This window comes from Streptomyces sp. ML-6, assembly GCF_030116705.1.
Classification (GTDB): Bacteria; Actinomycetota; Actinomycetes; order Streptomycetales; family Streptomycetaceae; genus Streptomyces.
The window spans coordinates 609,315-624,206 of sequence record NZ_JAOTIK010000002.1 but is presented as its reverse complement, the minus strand read 5'-3'; the positions used below and the strand labels follow the sequence as shown (position 1 = coordinate 624,206).

General features: G+C 69.7%; 14 protein-coding genes. 5 read left to right on the top strand and 9 right to left on the bottom strand.

Annotation, left to right across the window (positions count from 1 at the left end; all coding sequences use genetic code 11):
* Positions 1–44: 44 nt before the first annotated feature.
* Complete coding sequence (locus OCT49_RS36665) at positions 45–269, bottom strand: hypothetical protein (RefSeq protein WP_283856487.1); 225 nt, start codon at positions 267–269, stop codon at positions 45–47.
* A gap of 68 nt (positions 270–337) precedes the next feature.
* On the opposite strand from OCT49_RS36665, the gene OCT49_RS36660 reads away from it, so the two are divergent.
* Positions 338–844, top strand: coding sequence for an SMI1/KNR4 family protein (locus OCT49_RS36660; protein WP_283856486.1), 507 nt, complete (start codon positions 338–340; stop codon positions 842–844).
* Positions 845–1,285: 441 nt separating this feature from the next.
* On the opposite strand, the gene OCT49_RS36655 is transcribed toward OCT49_RS36660, so the two are convergent.
* Positions 1,286–1,462 (bottom strand): hypothetical protein, encoded by a 177-nt coding sequence (locus OCT49_RS36655; RefSeq protein WP_283856485.1) that lies wholly within the window; start codon positions 1,460–1,462, stop codon positions 1,286–1,288.
* A gap of 116 nt (positions 1,463–1,578) precedes the next feature.
* Positions 1,579–1,962, bottom strand: a complete 384-nt coding sequence (locus tag OCT49_RS36650) for a VOC family protein (RefSeq protein WP_283856484.1) — start codon at positions 1,960–1,962, stop codon at positions 1,579–1,581.
* A 1,088-nt stretch (positions 1,963–3,050) separates the two neighbouring features.
* Between OCT49_RS36650 and OCT49_RS36645 the strand changes: the two genes are divergently transcribed.
* The 3 genes from OCT49_RS36645 to OCT49_RS36635 all read left to right on the top strand — a co-directional run bounded on the left by OCT49_RS36645 (position 3,051) and on the right by OCT49_RS36635 (position 6,317).
* Entirely contained in the window at positions 3,051–4,154 is a 1,104-nt protein-coding gene (locus tag OCT49_RS36645; protein WP_283856483.1) for a bifunctional DNA primase/polymerase, read from the top strand.
* Positions 4,151–5,728: a DNA primase family protein gene (locus tag OCT49_RS36640; protein WP_283856482.1), complete on the top strand. Its 1,578-nt coding sequence runs from the start codon at positions 4,151–4,153 to the stop codon at positions 5,726–5,728. Before OCT49_RS36645 ends, OCT49_RS36640 begins: the two co-directional genes overlap by 4 nt.
* Before the next feature lie 205 nt (positions 5,729–5,933).
* On the top strand, positions 5,934–6,317 hold the full coding sequence (locus OCT49_RS36635) for a DUF6009 family protein (protein ID WP_283856481.1): 384 nt from the start codon (positions 5,934–5,936) through the stop codon (positions 6,315–6,317).
* Positions 6,318–6,794: 477 nt separating this feature from the next.
* Here OCT49_RS36635 and OCT49_RS36630 read toward each other — a convergent pair whose 3' ends face one another.
* The 3 genes from OCT49_RS36630 to OCT49_RS36620 all read right to left on the bottom strand — a co-directional run bounded on the left by OCT49_RS36630 (position 6,795) and on the right by OCT49_RS36620 (position 9,395).
* On the bottom strand, positions 6,795–7,214 hold the full coding sequence (locus OCT49_RS36630; RefSeq protein ID WP_283856480.1) for an SRPBCC family protein: 420 nt from the start codon (positions 7,212–7,214) through the stop codon (positions 6,795–6,797).
* A 27-nt stretch (positions 7,215–7,241) separates the two neighbouring features.
* Positions 7,242–8,252 carry an aldo/keto reductase gene (locus tag OCT49_RS36625; protein WP_283856479.1) on the bottom strand — a complete coding sequence of 337 codons (1,011 nt, stop codon included), beginning with the start codon at positions 8,250–8,252 and terminating at the stop codon, positions 7,242–7,244.
* Between the two features lie 369 nt (positions 8,253–8,621).
* Positions 8,622–9,395 carry an SDR family NAD(P)-dependent oxidoreductase gene (locus OCT49_RS36620; protein ID WP_283856478.1) on the bottom strand — a complete coding sequence of 258 codons (774 nt, stop codon included), beginning with the start codon at positions 9,393–9,395 and terminating at the stop codon, positions 8,622–8,624.
* Positions 9,396–9,714: 319 nt separating this feature from the next.
* On the opposite strand from OCT49_RS36620, the gene OCT49_RS36615 reads away from it, so the two are divergent.
* Positions 9,715–10,197, top strand: a complete 483-nt coding sequence (locus OCT49_RS36615; protein WP_283856477.1) for a MarR family winged helix-turn-helix transcriptional regulator — start codon at positions 9,715–9,717, stop codon at positions 10,195–10,197.
* A 255-nt stretch (positions 10,198–10,452) separates the two neighbouring features.
* Here the strand turns inward: OCT49_RS36615 and OCT49_RS36610 are convergent, their stop codons facing one another.
* From OCT49_RS36610 to abc-f, 3 genes are all read right to left on the bottom strand, one after another.
* On the bottom strand, positions 10,453–11,007 hold the full coding sequence (locus OCT49_RS36610; RefSeq protein ID WP_283856476.1) for a CGNR zinc finger domain-containing protein: 555 nt from the start codon (positions 11,005–11,007) through the stop codon (positions 10,453–10,455).
* 138 nt (positions 11,008–11,145) lie between these two features.
* On the bottom strand, positions 11,146–12,891 hold the full coding sequence (locus tag OCT49_RS36605; protein WP_283856475.1) for an ABC-F family ATP-binding cassette domain-containing protein: 1,746 nt from the start codon (positions 12,889–12,891) through the stop codon (positions 11,146–11,148).
* 81 nt (positions 12,892–12,972) lie between these two features.
* Positions 12,973–14,607, bottom strand: coding sequence for a ribosomal protection-like ABC-F family protein (gene abc-f / locus OCT49_RS36600; RefSeq protein ID WP_283856474.1), 1,635 nt, complete (start codon positions 14,605–14,607; stop codon positions 12,973–12,975).
* Between the last annotated feature and the right edge of the window lie 285 nt (positions 14,608–14,892).

Below are 14,892 nucleotides of genomic sequence, written 5' to 3'. Positions count from 1 at the left end.
TGCGGACGGGAGCAATCCGGTGGAGAGCGGCGCTGGCCTTGTGGTCACCGCCTCGGGGGAGGCGGGGGCAGTTGGTCCTGCCGCTGGGAGTCGGGGACGGGCGCGGCGCCGCAGAGCGCCACGAAGGATGCCGCAGTGCGCAGGCAGTCGGGGTTTCCTCCGCCGGTCACCAGGAGCTGGGCCGTGGTGTCGGGGCCGACACCGAACTCGGCACGCAGGCCGGGGCTGCTCTCGGTGGCGGCGAGGTCCAGGACGGGGACGTCAGTCACCCCTGAGCCACGACCACCGGAACCTGCTACACGTATCAATGTCGGGCCCGGCTCCTACGATGCCGGTCATGGCGCACTTCGAGGATCTTCAGCCCTCTTTCTGGGATACCAGCAGCGACTACGGAGTACAGCCGCCCCTGACCGACCGGGCGGTCGCGGAGGCCGAGCAGCTTCTGAACGTCACACTCCCCGACTCTCTGTTGGACCTGCTCCGCGCACAGAACGGTGGCCGGGTCAGCGACAGCCGGAATGCCTTCCCCGTAAGTCGACCGGCCTCCTGGAGTCCTGACCACGTCCCGTTCGACAGCGTGATGGGCATCGGCCGCCGTCAACGGATGCTGTCCATGCTCGACAGCCCGTACCTGGTCGAAGAATGGGGGCTGCCCGCAGCAGTGGTGCTGATCTCGGGGGACGGGCACTACTGGATCGGGCTCGACTACCGGAGCTGCGGCCGGCACGGGGAACCGTCCGTCGCCTGGCTGGATGCGGAGGACAACTCTGAACTGGCCCTCACACCGAACTTCCACTTCTTCATCAAAGGACTCACCTCTGCCCGGGAGTTCGAGAACGAATAGCCAAGATGGGCCGGGCAAGGACACGCCGTTCTCTGGGGAGTCGGTGTCATCCACCCTCCGCACCTTCGGCCGGGGCGCCGCCACCACCATCCCGACGGGCTTGCCCCGCAAGGCTCCGGAGCAGGAGCGAACCGCATCGCCCCAGGCGCCGGGGCTGCGGTAGTGGTTCTTGTGCCCTGCCGTGAGCACATGACGCAGTTCTGCAAGGTGGCGAGTGTCCGCGTCATTGCCGAGTACTTCGGTGAAGGCCGTCGCGGAAGTGGTGTGGTCTTCGAACCAGTCCACCCACAGCGAGTACGTGATGGCTTCGGCATCCCGCTCCGCCTCCAAACGCTGCCGGTAGCCGTCCCACAGCACATCGGCCGGCAAGGGGGCCTCCGCACTCTCGTTCGCGAAACGGATCTCGCACGTGACCCAGTACTCGTCGAGGAGGTCCAGCAGTCAAAAAGCCAATTGCACCTGATCTGCTGCGTCCAGGTCTTCGGCGAACACATCACCAACCCAGGAATGCGTCACTTGGTCGGCCGTCAGAAGCTCGCCCGGCCTCTCGTCGCTCATCCACCCCTCGCGTACCTGGCTGACGCCCTGATCAGCCAGCCAACGCCGCGCCGCTTCCACGGCCCGTACCCCCATCCGGGCGGTATGCCAAGCCCTGCCAGAAGGCAGCTGTCCCAGGACTCCCGGGGCCGGAAAAAAGCCTGCCCAGCAGGGGAGCGGCCCGGGCGCGCGGGGCTTTACTCGCCGAGCATCACGCTTTCGTGTGTGACGAGGCAGAAGGGGTGCCCCACTGGGTCTGCGTATACGCGATAGCCGATCGGCTTGTCCGACCCTTCGAGCAACGTGGCACCCAGTGCAAGTACCTTCGGCTCGGCGAGGTCCAGGTCGTCGACCAGCACATCCACATGCGCCTGGGCCGGGCGGTCCGGGTCGCGCCAGCGGGGCGGGCGGAAATCCTCGACACGTTGGAAGGCCACGATCTCCGCGCCTGTCGTACTTCTGAGTACTACGTAGTCGGTCGTCTCCTCCACTCTCGGCAGCGACAGCAGGCTCTCGTAGAAGCCCGCAAGCTCGGAGGGGTCGGGGCAGTCGATGACGAGAGAGAACAGACGTCCGATCACGTTGATCACTATGCCAGGCACAGATCTACGAGAGCCACGTACTTGATTGTTCGGACCGTCTTTCTCTCCGGCCCTCGTGGAGCGACGGTCGAGACAGGCGGGGGAGAGGTGCTTCCTTCGCCGCCGTACCTATTACGACGTAATAGGTCGAGGCTGTGGATCTTCGCGGTCCAGCAGGGATTGCAGTGCCTTCTGTGCCGCCCCTCGGGCAGAGACTGAAGCCCGCCGGGGCCGCAGGGACTGAAAGATCCTTCCCGGCTTCGGCCGGGTTCCCGCCCGGTTCGGTCCCTTCACCTCGCACAGGCCGTAAGCACCCCGACCAGGTTTCTGCCGAGGGACCGAAAGGGGCCAGGGACCAAACTCGGGGGACTGAAGTGTCTGGCGTCCCTCGGTGAAAAACTTCAGTCCCTGCATGTTTTCGCAGGTCAGAGCGGTGTAGCCCGATCCGGCAGGGACCGTAGGGACTGAAAAGCGCAATTATGACGTAGACAAGAGATAGGGGTTCATACGCGCGGGCGCGTGTCACACATACATCAGGTGTAGCTCATAATTGCCGAGTTGAGTCCCTAGAGTCCCTGTTTGGATGTGGTGAAAGGCTCTGACCTGCAAAAACGCGCAGGGACCGAGCTCAGGGACCAGTTTCGTCAGCCCCTGGCCGTTTGGTCCCTGGCCCCTGTTCCGCCCCTGTCCGCCTTTCTCTCAGGCCCTCCGACCGGCCTTCTGGTGTCGTGCGTGCTTGATACGGCCGGTCCCTGGCTTGCGGTCCTAGGGTGAAGGTGCCCAGCCGGCGAGCCCTGCCCCGCAGGTTGTTCTTCTCCTCAGGTGCTCCTCTGGCCGACTGCGGATCGGGGGAGTGCCCCGCCGCCCCGGGTGCCAGGCATGAAGGAACACGTCCCTGCCCCCCAGGGACTCAAGGGACCAAGGAAACTGATAGAAACGGCACGCGGACCCGGGCGACTCATTTTTCGGATGCTGGGCCCTAGACTCTCTTCTGCACTACAGTCCCTTCGGTCCCTGACAGTGGGTCACCCAAACAACCGGTGGCCCGGGAACGATCGAGCAACCGAGATGTGACGAGGACGGTCCGCGTGCCGCGCGAAGGCGAAAAACGGGAGCGTGCAGCCCCAGGCAGGTCCGTACTTCCGCACGCGGTCGCGCGCTGGTGCGCCGCGCAAGGCTGGCCCGTCCACCCCCTCGCTCCGGGACGGAAGACTCCCGCGGGCAACTGCCCCCGTTGCCGGGCCCACCGGCACGAGCCGTCCACCTGCCCGTGCCTGCCCGCAGGACGTCCCTGCCACGGCTTCCACGCGGCGACGACCGACCCCGAGCGCATTGACAAGTGGTGGACCGACACCCCCGCTGCCGGGGTCGGAGTGGCCTGCGGACCCGCTGATCTGCTCGTGATCGACATCGATGCCCACCAGGCCCCGGTCGCCGACCGGTCACGGCTGCTGCCGGGCATCCCGATCCCCGAGCAGGTGAGCCTCGACGGGCTGGCCTCCGGCTACGACACGCTGGCGCTGCTGGCGGCCCTCCGAGGCGCGCCCGATCCGGCCGAGGACACCACGACGCTCCGGGTTCGTACGCCTTCCGGAGGGCTGCACATCTGGTACCGGAACCCCGACCCCTCGACCCGTTTCCGGTGCTCGACGGGCTCGGGCCGGAATGCCGCGCTCGCCTGGCAGGTCGACGTACGGGCCGACGGCGGTTACATCGTCGCCCCGAGCACCCGTGTTCCCCAGGGCGCCTACCGGGCCGTGGGGACCGCCAGGATCCCTGCGGACCTCCCCGTCTGGCTCCGGGACGAACTGGTCCGTACAGGGCACGTCGTGACGCCCCAGAAGCCTCAGGACCTGTCCCCCGCCCCCGAGTTCCGGAAAAGCTCGGAACGGCCCGCACACGGGCGCCGAGCGGCTTCGGCCGAGCACGTCCTGGATCCGTTGATCGCGGAGGTCGCAGGATGCGCGGCCGCGTCGGAGGGCACCGCGTTCTCAGAGAAGCTCAACCGCGCCGCCTACACGGCCGGTGGTCTGGCCGCCGCAGGCCACCTGGAACTGCCCGACGTCCGGGACCGGCTCGTCCGGGTCGCCCACTACGCCAGGCCCTGGCAGCAGGCCAGGAACGAGACGATCGTCGACGAGGCGCTCGCCGTAGGGTCCGCCCGCCCGCTCCACCTCAGGGGACGTTCATGAGCAGCGCCGAGAGCTCGCCGCGCTTCGACCCGCAGGCCGCAGCTCAGCAGATGCTCGACCTTCTGGGCACCGAGCAGCCTGCTCCCTCTCTGCTGCCCGCCCAGTACGCGGCGATGGCCGCGGCCCCCGCCCCCGGACCTGAGCCCACTCAGGCTCCCGCCCCCGGACCAGGAGCTTTTTCTGCCGGGGCCCCGTTGCCCCCGTCGCTGTCGGACCGGGGCAACGCACGGCTCTTCGTGCAGCTGCACCGGGACCAGTTCCGCCACGTGGAGGGACTGGGCTGGTTCGTCTGGGACGGCTACCGCTGGAAGCGCGGCGGAGGGGAGAAGGCCGCGCTGTGGGCCGCGGGCGAAATGGCCGAGGACATGCCCGAGACCGACGCGCGCGGGGTGTTCAGCAACCGTGAGATCGCCCAGCACAAGCGTCGCACCCTGTCCACCACCGGCATGAAGGCCCTCCTCACCCAGGCCAAGGCGTCGCCGGACCTCTCCGTGGACCCGGACTGCCTGGACGGGGACCCCTACGCCCTGTGCACCCCCGCGGGCGTGGTCGACCTGAACAACGGTCACCTGCGCAAGGCCGACCCGACCCTGGACCTCCACTCCCGGGCCACCAGCGTCGCCCCGCAGCGCATGGAGACCCCCCGCTGGCACCGCTTCCTCACCGACACCTTCGGCGACGACGCCGAGGGCCGGGAGATGATCGACTTCCTGCACCTGCTGCTCGGCTACTCCATCACCGGCGACGTCGGCGCGCAGGTGCTGCCCTTCCTGCACGGCGAGGGCAAGAACGGCAAGTCCGTCCTGCTCGACATCATGATCCAGATCCTCGGCGACTACGCGGACGCCGCCCCTCCGGGCTTCCTCATGGACCGCGGAGCCTTCTCCGAGCACTCCACGGAGCTGACCGAACTGCACGGCCGCCGCCTGATCGTGTGCAGCGAGCTGAAGCCGAACGACAAGTTCGACGAAGCCCGCGTCCGCCTCCTGACCGGCGGCGACAAGATCAAGGCGCGCCGCATGCGGCAGGACTACTTCTCCTTCACGCCCACCCATCACCTGTGGCTGCTGGGCAACCACCGCCCCGAGGTCTCCACGGGTGGCTTCGCCTTCTGGCGTCGCATCCGCCTGCTGCCCTTCACCCGGACGGTGCCCGCCGAACGCAGGATCGACAACCTCGCCTTCGAGCTGGTCCGGGACGAGGGGCCGGGCATCCTGCAGTGGCTGATCGAGGGGGCGCAGCGGTACCTCGCCACCCGGGACCCCCTCGAAGGCCCCGATAGGGTGCGCATCGCCACGACCGCCTACGCCACCACCGAGGACCACATCGGGCGCTTCCTCGCGGAGTGCTGCACGCGCGACGGCGACCGTGCGCGCGACCTGAGGGTGGAGCAGGGACTGCTGTACACCGAGTACAGCTCCTGGTGCCAGGCGGGCGAGGGGATCAGGCCCGCGACGCCCCGGGCCTTCGCCAACCGGGTCCGTCAGGAGGTCGGTGTGGCCTCGCCGGCCGACATGATCAAGTCCAACGGGCGGAAGTACTACCCGGGCATCGCGCTGCTGGAGTACGCGTGACGCCCCGCCGGGACCGCCGCCGTCCTCACCACGCGGCCTACACCGTTTCCGGTAAGCGCTCTACGATGAATGCCAGGCCCCGTACACGGTGGCTCCCACAGGACGGTCCGCCACTGCCCGAAGCGCGGGCCGGAGCACCACGCACACAATGCCGGGCCGTATCCCCCTCCCCAGGGGGTACCCGGACGAAGGAGGGGCTGCAGCCATGAGCTCGCTGTTGACCGAGAGCGACCTCATCCACGAGGCAGAGGTGGTGTGGCTGGAGAACCTCGACGAGCTGGACTACGTGCGTCAGGCACTGGACAAGACCAGGCGTCGCAACACCAAGCCGCCCTACGCGAGGGACGGCCGCATGGTGGGCTACGCACTCCTCGACGACCAGGCGTCCCCGGACCCGGACAGTGGCCTGTACAAGCGCCGGGTCTTCTTCCTCCTGCCGCACGACCGCGACAGTCTGCCCGACGGGCTCTACCGCGAGGGCGCGCCGGGGGAGGCCGTGGACCCCCGTACCATCGCGCCGAAGAAGCCCGGGGCGAAGACCCCCCGCTCCCAGTGCGGATCCGAGGCCATAGCGACGTCCGCGCCCTGACCCCGGAGGCGGCGTCCGCGTTCTGGAGACTGCCCGGGGCCGGGCGGGTCACAGGATCCCTGAGGACGGGGCGGCGCGGGGGAGGGTGAAGTTCCTGTGCCCGTGCCGCTGTTCATGTCGTGGCTCTGTTCACGTCATGGGCGTGCAGCTGCTGTGTTCCTCTCGGACGCCCCACCGCGGCAGCGGGTGACTGCGGCGTCCAGCCCGAGGTGTAGTGAGACGAAGCGGGACGCCGACTTCGTACCGCTGCGCGAGCAGGACCCGGCCGCGGTCGGCTTCACCGTGGCCGCCTGATCCCCCCTGGGCGGGGGTGTTGTCATGCCTGCTGGACGGGGCGCTTGGGCTGCGCCCCCGCCTTGCCTGCCGCATCGACAGTCCCGGACGGCCCGGCCCATGAACGACTCCAAGCCCGGGACGCACCGCGGCCCGGGTACGCGGGGTGCATACCCGGGCCGCGCGGTGGGTGACCCTGGAGTGTCAGGCGGAGAGGGTTGTGTGGAGGGCGTCGAGGCCGTCGGTGTAGATGCCGGTGAAGAGGTCGGTGACTTCCTGTTCGGTGGCGTTGTGGGGGTTGAAGCGGCCGGACCACTGGACCTCGGCGACGTCGTCGTGGCCGGGGACGGTGTGGACCCGGAGGGTGGAGACGTAGCCGTTGACCGGGAACGGTGCCTGGAGGATGGCGTAGCTGTAGTGGCGTTCGGTCTCGTTGAAGTCCACGAGGCGTTCGATGATGACGTCGCCCTGGGGGTTCTTCAGGCGGCGGACGCGGCCGCCTTCGGCGGGGGTGCTCTCGGGGATGTAGGGGAGCCAGTCGGGGAGGGCGTCGAAGCCGCCGATGAGGTTCCAGACCTTGTCGGGGGAGGCGGGGACGATGCGGGAGACGGAGGTGGAGGCCATGGTCGTTCTCTCCTGGGGGTGTGGGGGTCAGGCGTGGTGGGGGAGGGGGGCGGTGGGGCTGACCAGGCCGGCGGTGCGCAGGTCGGTCCAGAAGGCGGCCGGGACGGTCTCGTTGAGGGCGGCGGTGTCCTCGGCGATGCGGCTGGGGCGGGTGGCGCCGGGGATGACGGCGGCGGTGGCGGGGTGGGCGAGGGAGAACTGGAGGGCGGCGGCCTTGATGCTGGTGTTGTGCTTTTCGGCGAGGGCCTTGAGCTTTCCGACGCGTTCGATGATCTCCGGCGGGGCCTGCTGGTATTCGAAGTGGGTGCCGCCGGCGAGGATGCCGGAGCTGTAGGGGCCGCCGACGACCATGTCGACGCCCTGTTCCTGGGCCGTGGGCAGCAGGCGCTGGAGGGCGTGGGCGTGGTCCAGGAGGGTGTAGCGGCCGGCGAGGAGGAACCCGTCGGGGCGGGGTTCGTCGAGGGCGAGGGTGAGCTCGATGGGTTCGGTCTTGTTGACGCCCAGGCCCCAGGCCCTGATGACGCCCTCGTCGCGCAGGCGGGTCAGGACCCGGAAGGCGCCGGTGCGGGCCTCCTCGAACTTGCTCAGCCATGCGTCGCCGTGGAAGTCCTGGGCGATGTCGTGGACCCAGACGATGTCGAGGCGGTCGGTGCGCAGGCGCCTGAGACTGCCCTCGATGGAGCGTTCGGTGGCCTCGGCGGTCCACTCGTGGAGCATCTTGTTGGGGTTGCCGTGCTCGAACAGGCCGCCCTTCTCGCCGAGGTCGCGGGCGCCCTCCTCGGGTTCGTCGAGGATGACGCGGCCGACCTTGGTCGACAGGACGTACTCGTCGCGGGGCCTGGCGGACAGGACCTCGCCCAGGCGCTGCTCGGCGAGGCCGGCGCCGTAGAAGGGGGCGGTGTCGTAGTAGCGGATGCCCTGGTCCCAGGCGGCCTCGACGGTGGCGCGGGCCTCGTCGTCGGGGATCGCGCGGAACATGTTGCCGAGCGGGGCGGTACCGAAGCCGAGACGGCCGGGAAGGATGTCCTTGAGAGCCATGATGATGCCTTTTCGATCGGTGTCTCCGTGCCGGGGGTGTCCCTGACACGGGAGGGGGGAGACACGGGGCCTCTGTGGGAGCCGCCCTGCCGACGGAGCCGTGGCACTGGAAGTGCGACGGACCCCTGTCAGGGCCGGGGCGCCACAGCAATTAATGCATGAGCGCCTTATGCGCTTAGACAATAATTGCAGACGCGCTGTAATGCAAGGGGTCCACTCCTGCGGGTCCGTCCCTGCGGATCCACTTGGGCGGTCCGGCCGATGCGGGCGCAGTGGGGCGATACTTCCGGCCTCACTGCGGTGCGGGCGGGGCCGCAGGCCGAAGGTGCCCGTACGGGGATCGTCTCGACCCCATGGCGGGCGCCCGTCTCAGGGGAGGATCGTGGGGACGAGGCCGCCGTCGACGCCGAGCGCCCTGCCCGTGGTCGCCGAGGCCTGCTCCGACGCCACGTACGTGACCATGGCGGCCACCTCGTGGGGGCGGATCAGGCGCTTGAGCAGGGAGCCGGCCGCGCGGTTCTCGGCAAGGTAGCGCCGCTCCTGCTCGCCGGGGTCGAGGCCGGGGTAGAGCTCGTCGAACATCGCCAGCACGCCGTCGCTCATCGTCGGTCCCGGCAGTACGGAGTTCACCGTGACCCCCGTGCCGGCGACCTCCTGGGCCATGCCTCGGGACACGGCCAGCTGTGCCGTCTTGGTCATTCCGTAGTGGGCCATGTCCGTCGGCGTCTGCACGCCCGCCTCGCTGCTGACGAAAATCACGCGGCCCCACCCGCGCCCGGCCATCCGTGGTGCGTAGTGGCGTGCCAGTCGTACGCCGGAGAGCACATTGACCTCGAAGATCCGCAGCCAGTCCGTGTCAGGGATCTCGAACACCGGCCTGGTCTCGAAGATGCCGGTGTTGTTGACCAGGATGTCGACATCGGGCAACTGCTGGATCAGTTCGGCCGCCCCCTCGGCCGTCCCGACATCGGCCGCGACTCCGCGTCCGCCGAGTCGCTCCGCCGTCTCGGTGACGCGGTCGGCGTTGCGGCCGTTGACCACGACATCGGCCCCGGCGGAGGCCAGTGCCTGCGCGGTTGCTTCGCCGATGCCCGCTGTCGAGCCGGTGACCAGCGCGGTACGTCCGCTGAGATCGATCTGCATCGGGTGAACACCTCTCCAGAAGTGGCGGTGGGTCGCGTCCGATCCGTCCCTCCGAACCCGAAATGGCCAGGACCGGTCAAGATGGGTCGGGGTCGGCCCATGGTGAGCGGAAGCCGCCCGGAGCGGCGGAAGCGGCCGCGACGAGGAACCAGCCGTAAACGATTCTTCGGCAGGCCGACGGAGCCCGCACCTCGCCGGTACTCCACCCGGCTCCGGGTCGAGCTTCTGTATTTGCATACGCCGAATAATGGCTTGAGCCGGTATTTTCGATAAGGGCATATCCTGAACTTCAGCCACCTCTGGAAGGACACCCGGACCCATGACCACCACGGACCCCGCACTGACCGCCCTCGCCAACGGATGGGCGGCCCTCTACCTCCTGTACGGCAGGATCGAGACGCATATCGAGCGCGCCCTGCAGGCGGGACACGGTCTGAGCGTGCGGGAGTACTCGTTGCTCGACGTGCTCAGCCGCCAGCACGACGGCGAGGGCGGGCACCTGCAGATGAAGCAGCTCGCCGACGCGGTCGTCCTCAGCCAGAGCGCCACCACCCGCCTCGTCGCCCGCCTGGAGGACCGCGGCCTGCTCTCCCGCTACCTGTGTCCGACCGGCCGCCGTGGCATCTACACCGACGTCGGCGAAACGGGTCTGAATCTCCTGCGGGAGGCCCGGCCGACCAATGCGACCGCTCTCCGCGAGGCGCTCGACGAAGCTGCGAGGACCCCCGAACTGGCCCCTCTGGTCACGGCAGTCGAGGTGAACCCGGCGCTTCGACCCCCCACCCCCCTTCCGGCGCGGTGAGAAGAAGCGTTCGCCCTCGTCGAGGAGGCCGACGGCATCGAGCAGGCCCGGCTGCCCGGCTGTCCGTCAGGGCTTCAAGGCCAACTCATTGCCTCTTCGGCACGTATCCGGGCCGCACCCGATCTTGGTCTTCTCTCCCGACGGTGACCGTGCGGTCGTGCGGCGGAACGGATGAGACGGAGGGGACGGATGAGGTGCCGACCTCGGGTTCCAGGCTCAGGGTTCCGGGCTCCCTTTTCCAGGCTCTGGGGCGGGTCAGTGGGCTGACGCGGTCTTCTTGCGGGCGCGGTAGGCGGCAGCCTTGATCTTGTTCCCGCAGGACTCCATCCCGCACCACTGCCGCCGCATGCCCCGGGAGCGGTCGATGTAGACACGGGTGCACTCGGGGTTGCCGCACTCCTTGAGCAGGGGGACGTCCGGCCCGCTCAGGACCTCGACCGCCAGGCGGGCCACGGCGGCCAGGGCCTCGTCCGGCGTCGCCTCCGTCCAGCGCCCCGACGGGGTGAGCTGCGGGGCGGCCGTCGGCTTGCGTGCCGCGCCGTTCAGCACCTCCAGCGCCTCGTCCGGGTACTCCTCACCGAGGCGACGAGCCGTGATCAGCTGGTAGACCGCTTCCCGCACGGCCTTCGCGCGCTCGACGTCGGCCTCCCGGCAGGGGGAGACCGCGTCGACGATGCCGGACTCCAAATACCACGCGCCCAGCCTGTCCGGCGTCACGAACATCTCGAACCGCGTCGAGCGCCGCGCCCTGAGCGTCGCGGCGAAGTCGAGGGCCGGATTTCCGCATACGAAGACATGGTCCAGATTCACATCACCATTTTGACAGGTGACGAATGGGCCTGCAAGGCTTCGTCACCTCCGTGCCGGTGGCCGTTCCGTTCCCCGCCGGTCCCTTCTGCTCCGTTCCGTCGCTCACCCTGCCGTGCCGCCGTCTCGCCCCGTGCCGGATCACCGCGCCACGGCGTTGTCCTCCGCCCGGCCCCGGGCCGCGGGGAGCCGGAGTTCGCGGCCCTGCCAGCGCCTGCGCAGCCAGCGGTCGTGACTGGCCAGGACGATCGCCCCGGGCCCGGGGCCCAGAGCGGCCTCCAACTCGTCGCACAGCCGTGGGGACAGGTGGTTCGTGGGCTCGTCGAGCAGCAACAGCTCGGGCGGGCATGCCACCAGGAGCGCCAGCGCGAGCCTGCGGCGCTGGCCCACCGACAGCAGGCCGACCGGCTTGTCCAGGTCCGCCCCGTGCATCAGTCCCAGCGATTTCAGCGGAACCGCCTCCGCCCGTTCCGCGCCGAGCGAGAGCTCGTAGGTGGCACGTACGGTCCGGTCGGGCCGCGCGAACACGGTGTCCTGGGTCAGCAGTCCCACCGTCACTCCCTGCCGTCGCCGTACGTCGCCCTCGGCCGCGAGCCGCCCGGCGAGCACCGACAGGAGCGTCGACTTGCCCGTGCCGTTTCCTCCCGTGACAAGGAGACGTTCGGCGGTGAGCACGTCCAGGCGCCCGACGGACAGCCTGCCCGGCACGCGCACCCCGCGCAGGGAGACGAGGACGTCGCCCACCGACGTCTCGGACCCATGAGATGCCCCCGACACGTCGGACGCCTCGGACATTTCCGGGCCCGGTTCCAGTTCCGGTTCCGTTTTCGGTTCCGGCTTCCGTCCCTCGGCGAGCGCGGTGACGTGGAAGCGCAGCGGCTGCGGCGGCTCCCCGACCTGTGCGCGTTCCAGCCCGTCCAGCCTGCGGGAGGCGTTGCGCACCCGTCGCGAGATCTGGCTCTGCACCCGGCCGCCCTGGTGCCCGTACCCCATCTTCTCGTTGTCCGTGCGGCCCCGGTCCGGGGCGACCCGGCGCGCGGTCACACCGACCGAGCGGCGCAGCGCCGCCAACTCCTCCTGCTCCTCGGCGTACCGCCGTTCCCAGCGCTCCCGTTCCGCCCGCTTCTCGGACTGGTAGGCGCTGTAGTTGCCGCCGTACCGGACGGGACCGTCCGCGGCCGGATCGAGGTCGATCAGGTCCGTGCAGACGGCGTCGAGGAACGCCCGGTCGTGGGCGGCCACCACGACGACGCCGGGCAGGCCGCGCACCTGCTCCTCCAGGAACGCGGCCGCCCCGTCGTCGAGGTGGTTGGTCGGCTCGTCCAGCAGGAGAGCCGACGGGCGGCGGACCAGCAGGGCGGCCAGTGCGAGGCGCCCACGCTGGCCGCCGGACAGGGAGCCGAGCGCCCGGTCGTGCGGGAACGCGCCGAGGCCCAGCCCGTCGAGCACGATCGCGGCACGCCGGTCGGCGTCCCACGACTCCCGTTCCTGGGCCCGTTCGAGCCGACGGCCGTACAGGTCGAGCAGTTCGGCACAGTCGGGGGAGTCCTGTGGGACACGGGCCAGCTGTGCGGTGAGGCGGTCGAGCTCGGCCAGGTCGTCACGAGCCTCGCGCAGGGCGTCGTCCAGCACGTCGGCGATCGTCGACGTGGCGTCGAACGGCATCTCCTGGTGCAGGAAGCCCAGGTCGGCCGGGCGTGTGATGCTTCCGGCGTCGGGTTCGTCCACTCCGGCGAGCAGCCGCAGCAGGGTCGACTTGCCGACGCCGTTCTCCCCGATCAGTCCGATGCGGTGGCCGGGGGAGGCGGTGAGGGAGACGCCGTCGAGCACCCGCCGGGTACCGAGGGTGCGGATGACGTCGTGGGCGAGCAGGGCGGGTCGGGGCATGGTGGTTCCACCTGACGTGATGCGAGGTTCGGCCCGCGGGGTGACACACCTCGGCGCGGGCCCGGTCGACACGTCAGCGGGTCACACCTCGGGCGCCCCCGTCTCCGTCAGCTCGCCGCCGGCCAGTCGGAGCCACCGGTTCACCCCGATCCGGGAGAGGAACCGTTCGTCGTGGCTGACCACCACGAACGCCCCTTGGTACGAGCCGAGCGCACCCTCCAGCTGACCGGCGCTGACCAGGTCGAGGTTGTTCGTCGGTTCGTCGAGGAGCAGCAGCTGCGGGGCCGGTTCGGCGCACAGGACGCAGGCCAGGGTGGCGCGCAGCCGCTCGCCGCCGGACAGCACGCTCACCGGGAGGTGGGCCCGGGGGCCGCGGAAGAGGAAGCGGGCGAGCAGGTTCATCCGCTCCGCCTCCGGCCGGTTCGGGGCGAACGCGGTGAAGTTCTCGGCGACGGTGCGGTCGGGGTCCAGCAGATCGAGCCGTTGCGAGAGGTAGGCGATCCGGCCGTCGGCCCGCTTGATCCGTCCGCCGTCCAGATCGAGGTCACCGTTGAGCAGCCGCAGCAGCGTGGTCTTCCCGGCCCCGTTGGGTCCGGTCAGCGCGATGCGCTCGGGGCCCCGGATCGTGAGGTCCACCCCCGCCGCGGCGAACAGGGTCCGTCCGTCGTGGCTGACCTGCATCTGTTCACCGAGGACGAGCGTGCGTCCGGCGGGCACCCCGGTCTCCGGCAGGTCCAGGGTGATGCGCTGCTCGTCGCGCAGGGCCCGACCCGCCTCGTCCAGCCGGGCCTTGGCCTCGCCGACCCGGGAGGCGTGCATCTGACCCGCCCGGCCCGCCGACTCCTGGGCGCCGCGCTTCATGTTCCCGGCGAAGATGCGCGGCAGCCCTGCGCTCTTGAGGTTGCGGGCGGCATTGCTTGCCCGGCGTTCGGCGCGTTCGCGGGCCTGTTGCATCTCCCGCTTCTCCCGCTTCAGCTCCTGCTCGGCGTTGCGCACGTTCTTCTCGGCGACCTCCTGCTCGGCCCGTACCGCCTCCTCGTACTCGGTGAAGTTTCCGCCGTAGAAGCGGAGTTCGCCGCGTTCGAGTTCCGCGATGCGTTCCATGCGGTCGAGCAGGGCCCGGTCGTGGCTGACCAGCAGGAGACAGCCGCCGAAGTCCTCCAGTACGTCGTAGAGCTTGTGGCGGGCGTCGAGATCGAGGTTGTTCGTCGGCTCGTCGAGCAACAGCACGTCGGGCCGCTTCAACAGCTGGGCCGCCAGGCCGAGTGAGACGATCTGACCGCCGCTGAGCGTGCTCAGGCTCCGGTCGAGAGCGAGGCCGGCGAGGCCGAGCCGGTCCAGCTGGGCGCGGGTGCGCTCCTCGATGTCCCAGTCGTCGCCGATGGTCGTGAAGTGTTCCTCGGCGACGTCCCCGGACTCCACGGCGTCCAGGGCCCGGATCACCGCGGCGATGCCCAGGACCTCGGCCACCGTGAGGTCGCCGGTCAGGGGGAGGTTCTGCGGGAGATGCCCGAGCGTGCCGCTCACGGAGACGGACCCGGTGCCGGGCCGCAGCTCACCGGCGATCAGTTTGAGCAGGGTGCTCTTCCCGGAGCCGTTGGGCGCGACCAGGCCGGTGCGGCCACTGCCCAGGGTGAAGGACAGCTCCTCGAACACCGGGGTGTCGTCGGGCCAGGCGAAGGAGAGGTTCGAGCAGATGACGGAGGCGTCGGACATGGAGAGACCTCGGGTGAAGAAACGGGCAGGCGCATGGGCCGGTACCCGGAAACGGACTGAGGGGACGACGAAACGGGCCACAGCGGCGGCACTCCTGGGCACCTGCCGATGGCCTGTCGGGTCGGGGTATCACCCCGAGATGTCGTCTTCACCCACTATGTCCGGCTCTCCTTCGTTGCACGCGTTGCGCACATTGCGCGATCAACGCCTGTCGAGCCTAACAGCCGGGCTCCGGAGGGGCTCCTGATTTATGGGTCCGGGGATTCGGGGGCCCGTGACGGGGTC